This window comes from uncultured Sphingomonas sp., assembly GCF_937871615.1.
GTDB lineage: Bacteria > Pseudomonadota > Alphaproteobacteria > Sphingomonadales > Sphingomonadaceae > Sphingomonas.
On record NZ_CALMPA010000057.1, the window covers coordinates 1 to 6,539 of the forward strand.

Genomic DNA, 6,539 nt, shown 5'->3' on the forward strand with positions numbered 1-6,539 from the left:
CGTACACCGCTGAAGGAATTCCCACGGAGCCCCAACATGGTTCGCACCGGTATCTGACCTGCGTGCCCGATGCCAACCGGGCGACCGCCCACTTCCTCTGGCATTATCTTCAATCCGAGGAAGGCCTTTATCAGGTGGGGAAAGCATCGGCTGGCAGCGCCGACCGCAACCGCACCCTGGCCACCAAGCGACTGCAAACCATCAAGGTCCCAGTCCCATCGCTCGACGCCCAGCTCTGGTTCGACAGCCTCCAGTCGAAAGCCCGCGCCGCCAAGGCCGCTCAGGCCGAGGCGACGGCGCATCTCGATCAGCTGCTGCCAGCGATGCTCAACGAGGTGTTCGGCTGAGGCAGAACCGGGACTCCCGGTCCTGAGCCCTATTCATCCCACAGCGTTACAGTGCATTCGCTGTCGGTGTTCATGAACCCGTCCACCCCGCTCGTGAGGTTCCAGGCCAGGCGCTCGCCCTCGGGCAGGTGTGCCTCGACCCAGCGGTCATGGAACCGGCGGTCCTCGCCGCGCGATTTCAGTTCGAGCATCAGCGGCACCCGTCCCATGAAGCGGCGGTCCCATTCGCGCTCCATTTCATCTGCCGCGCGCTGCGTCGTTTCATAATTGTCGTTCCGCGCGCTTTCCGCGTCCCAGGCGATCACCGTCACCCGCGAAATGCCGGGAACCTTGCGGGCGAGATGCGTGGCAAAATCGGCCGTCAAAAGCCGGTTTCTCCGCCCGGCCAGCGCGTAGGGATCGCGAATGACCAGGTGCTCGATTGCCCTGTTGGCGAGATTGCCGGCAAAGATATCCCATTCGCGATCATCGCCGGGACTGTAGCGGACCATGCGCGGCACTCGTCGCTGTGGCGGCGCAGGCTGCTGGACACGCGCGGACAGGACGGGGCGCTCCGCCTGAGGCGGACGTGACGGTTCTTCGGGCGGTTCAGGTGCTGCCGGTTCATTCGGCACCGCATCAAGCTGTCCCTCGCTTGCAGGCGGAACATCGGACGGTTCCGGCTCGCCCTGCTCGAACAGACTTTCGAACAGGCTGTCGAGGTCGCCATCCGTTTCGCCCGGCATCAGCAATTGCGCGCTCAGACCGCGCTTGCGCTCCATCAGCTGGTCGAGCTTGAAGTCAAAGCTGGCGTCACGCAGCGCCGGATCGGGATGGACGGCCAGCGGGATATGAACGGTCACGTCGCGGGTCTGGCCGATGCGATAAACACGGTCCGTCGCCTGATCCTCGATTGCCGGGTTCCACCAGCGCGAGGCGTGAATGACATGGTTGGCCGCCGTCAGGGTGAGACCAACCCCGCCCGCCTTGGGCGAAAGGATCAGCACGTCGAACCCCGCTGGCCGGTTCTGGAACTCGTTGACGATCTGCTGGCGCACCTGGGGGCCGACGCCGCCGTGAATGCGGGCGACGGGATGGCTGATGCCAAACCGATGGCGGATTTCGGCGGCAAGGCAGGCCTGCATCGCCAGGTCTTCGCAGAAGACCAGCGCCTTCTCGCCCGCAGCCTTGATCTGTTCAAGCGCTGCGAAGACTGCCTTCATTCGCGCTGAATTGGCGGGTTCGAACTCCGGATTGTCTCGACCGCCCGGATAGAGCGACGTGCCGCGCAGCTCATGTAGCACCTTGAGCATCAGGCCGCGCTGACCACTGCCGCGCAGCATCATGGCCTGCTCGATAGCCCGTGAGTACCGTTCTGCCTGCAATGGTGGCATCTCGATCTCATGCTTGACTACCCGCTTCTGCGGCAGTCCGTCGAGTACCTCGCTCTTCATGCGCCGGAGCATGACCGGCGGACGTCCCTCCTGTCGATCGACAAGCATCCCCCGCAGTTCGCCAAGCGCGTTGCCATCATCGTCAGGATAGCGCCGTTCGAAGTCGCGACTGGCCCCAAGCAGCTTGGGCCAGGACCAATCCATGATCGTCCACAGATCCTGCAAGCGGTTCTCGACCGGCGTGCCGGTCATCGCGATGCGGAACCGCGCGTTCACCGTGGTTGCCGCTCGGCGAATCTGGCTCGTGGCGTTCTTGATCTTCTGCGCCTCGTCGCAGACCGCGACGGCAAACCGCTGGCGGGCGAAGCTCATGTGATAGTCACGCAGCGTTTCGTAGGTGGTAAGCACCACGCCGTAGCCATCGAACGCGCTGGTCGAGAGTTGCGCCGCGCCCGATTGCGTATCGCGACTGCGACCTTGCCGAAGCAGGCTTAGATTGCTGCCGAATGCGGGCAGAACCTCCCCAAGCGCACCTTCCTCAAGGTGGATGCGCATTTCCTGCCGCCAGTTTTCGAGCAAGCCTGTGGGCGCAACGATCAGGAACGGCTCCTTGACCCCTTGGTCGTGGCGGAGCCACGCAAGGAAGGCTAGGAGCTGATACGTCTTGCCGAGGCCCATATCGTCCGCGAGCAGGACGCCAGGCAGCCGGTTGGCCCACGCTTCCGCCAACCAGTTGAACCCGGTGCGCTGGTGATCCTTAGGCGTGCTTGCCACGGCACCGGGGAACCGAGGGGCGGAGAATGCCTGGATAGCGCCGAGGGCGCTTTCCTCATATTCAACGTGCTCGAAATTTTCCGATACGGTCAGGAAGAGGGGGCCAGGCAGCGGGTCGCTTTCGTCGACCTCAGGCTTCTCCGGCATCTCCTGCGTGACCCGCTCACGCAAACTGCGAAGGGCATCAAGTGCCTGCGCCGTGGCGGGCACTGTCTTGCCGCCGATCTCGACGCTTTCCTGTTCTGCGGCAACGGCTGCCTCGAGCCTATCAATTGCGAAATCCAGCTGATCGGGTTCGATGTCGACCTGTTCGCCGTTAGGCGGGTCGCCGATGTACAGGCCGAAGCTCTCGGGTAACCAGCTATTGGGTTTGGGCTTTATCCAAGGAAGAACCGGCTTCCGCCAGATGTCGATGCCGTTGACCCGCTCGGAATACTGCTGCGTTTCGATGAACAGGGCACTGACGGCGTCATCGGCCAGCTCGCCTTCAGGCATCGCTTCCGAAATGTAGCGGCGCGGGCTGAGTGCGAATTTCCGGCGGCTGTCTTCGTCCAGCCCTTGCGCCCTGTGAACGATTTCCAGAGCCCGCTTCAGTTCGGGGTCCAGGTAGACGATCGTGCAATCATCGAGCCGGTAGGCATTCTGGGCACGATCGGACGCGCGGAACCGCTCGATGAACTTCTGCTGGAGCGACGATGGAAGCAGTCCATCCTCGTCACTATCGGGCACTTCGCCTTCCTGAGCGGCAGCCCGACGACTGCGACTGAAGAGGATCGGATCGAAGTCGAATTTCCCGCCAGTGGTTTTCAGGTCCAGCGAGAAGCCGGCGGCGTAGCTGATGCGCAGGCGCTTCAGGAAGCCATCAGGGTGCAAAATATCACCCTCGGCCGCGCCGAGTGTTTCGCGCAGTTTCGACATTGCGTACTGCTGGGCAGGCGGATCGACCGCCTCATTTACGGCCCTTATGGCTTCCTGCGTTGACCAGAGCGGCTCTGCGATCCGCCATTCCTGTCCGCCATAGCGCAAGCGGCCTTCGACCGGCACAACGCGCGCGGCAAGACCGCCGGGCCGGACCCAGCGCGTTTCTATCTTGAAGCCCGGACGTCCGAAAATGCCTGACGTTTCAATTTCGAGCTGAATGCGGATTGCGGGCGGTAGCGCGAGAGCCATCGCCTCCTGTTCGGAAAGACTTGCTACTAGCGCATTGGAGAGGACAACGGATCCGTCTGGCTCGGGAGAAACCAAAGGTGTGCCCGCACTGTCCCGGCTATCATTGGCCCAGCGGTCAAGTAGGTCCGCAGCGATAGTTCGGGCTGCCACGGGCCCACGCAGGGACCAATCTTCGAACGGCACCTTCGCGCCATTTTCGTCGCTCAGGACAAGGCGCTCGCCCGTGAAGGTAGCTTGAGATGCAAATGTTACCATCCCCACAAGTCGGCACCCTTTGGTCCAGAATACTGGATCCCCGTTTCCTGCTTTATGAAATCGGAAAACTTGCGATACCATTTTCCGATGTGGGACATGGATTTGACTGGAACGTGGTTCATCTTCGCGTAGCTATATCCGCCCCCCTTATCGAGATTCTTCCCATAATATTTTCTCGAATAGAGTGTGGGCGTATTCGGGTCCTTCCAGAACCGCACCGCGCCAACGTGGCTCCAGTCTGCTATCACAAGATCGCCGATCCGCATCAGCAGGGCTGAATGGCCAGAGTCGATGTTACTGCCCTCGACCTTGCCAAAATCATTGGGGGAGATGCCGGATATCCTTTTGACGTGTCGCTCCGCCTGAGTGCCCAAAATGCACCACGCGTCGCTGATGGCATCGGTTGCCAGATAGGCATTCCAAAACGCACGGCGGGCCTTCCAATGATCCTTCCGCTCCGTCGTATCGGCAATTATTTCGAAAAATAGCTCAACCGACCTTTCCGTGAGCCAGCGATTCAGCAGCCTGAAGACGTCAGCCGCGTCAGTGATTTGATGCTTCTTCGAGAGAGCATTCGCCCGCGAAAGCCATTGGTTGCTATTTATGCGAGGGTCACCGAATTCCTTGATCAGGAAAATTCGGATCATATCCTTGTGCTCGGCGGGCGCCGATCGATCCATCCAAGGCTTAAGCAAGGCATAGGCGATAAGGCCCGCATTGCCCTGGATTGCTCCGGCGCCAAGTCCCTCTGCCAATTGAATGATTGTCTCAGTTTCGTCGCAAATGGCAGCGTCCGAATGCCCTCTGATTGTCCGAACGCAACGATCAAGCAGCAGAGCACTGAAGGCAGCCTCGACGTACCCGCCCTGCATATCTCGGAGTGTCAGCTTCGCACGGCTGAGCAGAGCATCACGCTTGTTGACGTCCAGTAGCAGCAGCCCGAGCGCCTTCGGCCCGATGTCGCAATCCCATACGGGCAACACCGCGCTGATCTCCGTCCAAGGTGAACCCAGGGTGCTCACCCGTGATGAGCAATATTGCCCGAGATAAGAGAAAACTGAAGCATCGGACCTGAACCTGTTCCAATAGGCCCTTGCCAACCTCCTGTCCAAAGTGCGCTTGCCCAGAGTGGCGCAGTGTTCGACGAGCCCGGAAACGTAGGCCTGGAGTTCTGGAAAATCCCAGATTTCGGTCGCTAATCGGCGCAAGTCCTTGCGAGAAAGCCGTGATGGTTCGGCTGGATCGATCCGATCTATAAATGCCTGCCAAGGTTCCGGATCGACACGGTTATCGATCCCGATCGAACCCCAATCCCGGGTGACTTTGATGATGGCCCGGATTTGCGGGGGCGGCGGCAACGCCATCCCGCCAGTTTGCCATTTCAGGGCTATCGCGCTTAGACCCGGCATCAGCGGGAACTCAGCATTTTGCTAGCTTGTTGAGCCGCGTCGCTTTTCGGTGTGACCATTATAAACCGCAGGTCGATACGGCGATGGCGTGCCTTTTCCGCGTCAGGCAAGGGACGGCCAGAATTATCTGTTACAGGCCGGTGCGGGCCATAACCTGCAACTCCCAAGACAGGCGTAGGATGGACATTGTCTCCATTCGTTAGTTTGTCCAAACCGGGCTGCGCCTGCGTCAGAGCAAGGTAAGTTCGAGTGGCGCGACGGGCGGATAGGTCGAGGTTCCCCAAACCAGTTAGATCACCCCTAATGGGGTCTCCGTCCGTATGGCCTTCGACAAGCAACGTGTCGATCTTGTGCGACTCCTCTTGTCCTGCACAACGGAGGCCGTTCGGATCGATTGATTTCGTATAGCAAGGTAGTCGGTCCGCGAGGATATCTGCAACCGTCTTGATCGCCGCCTGCCCCCGGGGACTAAGTTCAAATTCATTCGATTCGAAAAGCACCTCTTCCGGCAACCGTAGAATTCCGGTTTCAGTGTCGATCACTACATCGACCCCAGGCAGTTTGTGCTCGATGTCTTTCTCAAGCTGCTCGAGAAGCTTTTTACGAGCTTCACCGGCACCTACCAGATAGTCCTCTTTCTGCTTAAAGGTGACGGCAAAGTACACTAGGAGAATGATGAATACGAAAAGAAGTCCAACCAACATGTCCGACATCGAAATGAAGTAGCTCTCCTCTTCGACCTCGGACCGACGGCTGCGAGCTGAAATTTCACTCATGTTACGATTTCAATTTTTCAAGGAGAGAGGAAATCTCGTCGGCAAGCTCCTCAAGCGGTTCCAAAGCATCCCGCAGATTGCTCACCGCCTTTGCCAACTCACCATCAAGCTCCCCAACCTGCTGATTGACTGCTGTTGCGTGCTGAGCGGTCGCGGAGATCAACCCGTCCAGCGTTTTGCCCAGCGATTCATCAACCTGGTTGAATCTGCCTTCATAGCTCGACCAGGCGGTTTCGGCTGAGCTGGCGGTTGCTATGAGCTGCCCGGTAAGTTCCTCTGTAGCCTGCTCGTGTGATCTAAGGGCCGTCGAGATCGATGCAGCTGCGTCGCTCACAGATTTGGCGGCCGCAGCCACAGGATTGAGTGCCGAATTCAGTTCAGACACCGCCGTCGACAATTTGCTTCCAGCTTCTTCTGTTGAGCGACCAGCAGCCT

General features: G+C 59.6%; 3 protein-coding genes and 2 pseudogenes. 1 reads left to right on the forward strand and 4 read right to left on the reverse strand.

All coding sequences use genetic code 11. The annotated features are described in order from the left end of the window. Positions 1-347: pseudogene (locus Q0316_RS16125) on the forward strand (hypothetical protein); the annotation flags it as partial. A gap of 29 nt (positions 348-376) precedes the next feature. Here the strand turns inward: Q0316_RS16125 and Q0316_RS16130 are convergent. The 4 genes and pseudogenes from Q0316_RS16130 to Q0316_RS16145 form a co-directional block, all read right to left on the reverse strand. Then, entirely contained in the window at positions 377-3,664 is a 3,288-nt protein-coding gene (locus tag Q0316_RS16130) for a DEAD/DEAH box helicase (protein WP_298674324.1), read from the reverse strand. A 248-nt stretch (positions 3,665-3,912) separates the two neighbouring features. Continuing rightward, the gene (locus Q0316_RS16135; protein WP_298674325.1) at positions 3,913-5,328 is read right to left on the reverse strand and encodes an EH signature domain-containing protein; all 1,416 of its coding nucleotides are present in this window, start codon (positions 5,326-5,328) and stop codon (positions 3,913-3,915) included. After that, complete coding sequence (locus Q0316_RS16140) at positions 5,328-6,104, reverse strand: OmpA family protein (RefSeq protein ID WP_298674326.1); 777 nt, start codon at positions 6,102-6,104, stop codon at positions 5,328-5,330. The genes Q0316_RS16135 and Q0316_RS16140 overlap by 1 nt, the downstream gene beginning before the upstream one ends. 1 nt (position 6,105) lies before the next feature. Then, positions 6,106-6,539, reverse strand: a pseudogene (locus tag Q0316_RS16145) (hypothetical protein); the annotation flags it as partial.

Excerpts from the sequence above, each read along its gene's own strand:
- Q0316_RS16130 (WP_298674324.1), bottom strand. The coding sequence starts at position 3,664 with ATGGCTCTCGCGCTACCGCCCGCAATCCGCATTCAGCTCGAAATTGAA.
- Q0316_RS16135 (WP_298674325.1), bottom strand. The coding sequence starts at position 5,328 with ATGCCGGGTCTAAGCGCGATAGCCCTGAAATGGCAAACTGGCGGGATG.
- Q0316_RS16140 (WP_298674326.1), bottom strand. The coding sequence starts at position 6,104 with ATGAGTGAAATTTCAGCTCGCAGCCGTCGGTCCGAGGTCGAAGAGGAG.